We start from the raw sequence: 620 nt of genomic DNA on the forward strand, positions 1-620 counted from the left end.
GAACCCGTAGCTTCGGTGTCTAGTTTGAGCCCCGTTACATCTTCCGCGCAGGCCGACTCGACTAGTGAGCTATTACGCTTTCTTTAAAGGATGGCTGCTTCTAAGCCAACCTCCTAGCTGTCTAAGCCTTCCCACATCGTTTCCCACTTAACTAGAACTTTGGGACCTTAGCTGACGGTCTGGGTTGTTTCCCTTTTCACGACGGACGTTAGCACCCGCCGTGTGTCTCCCACGCTGACACTTCCAGGTATTCGGAGTTTGCATCGGTTTGGTAAGTCGGGATGACCCCCTAGCCGAAACAGTGCTCTACCCCCTGGAGTGATACGTGAGGCGCTACCTAAATAGCTTTCGAGGAGAACCAGCTATCTCCGAGCTTGATTAGCCTTTCACTCCGATCCACAGGTCATCCGCTAACTTTTCAACGGTAGTCGGTTCGGTCCTCCAGTCAGTGTTACCTAACCTTCAACCTGCCCATGGATAGATCGCCCGGTTTCGGGTCTATACCCAGCGACTAAACGCCCTATTAAGACTCGCTTTCGCTACGCCTCCCCTAGTCGGTTAAGCTCGCCACTGAATATAAGTCGCTGACCCATTATACAAAAGGTACGCAGTCACCTAAC

Annotated in this window: 1 rRNA gene; it reads right to left on the reverse strand. The window is 52.1% G+C overall.

What is annotated here, in order from left to right:
- Positions 1-620, reverse strand: a 23S ribosomal RNA gene (locus tag ACFW0B_RS25905); the annotation flags it as partial.

Origin of the sequence: Metapseudomonas phytobenefica (assembly GCF_043392685.1) — a bacterium.
Classification (GTDB): Bacteria; Pseudomonadota; Gammaproteobacteria; order Pseudomonadales; family Pseudomonadaceae; genus Metapseudomonas.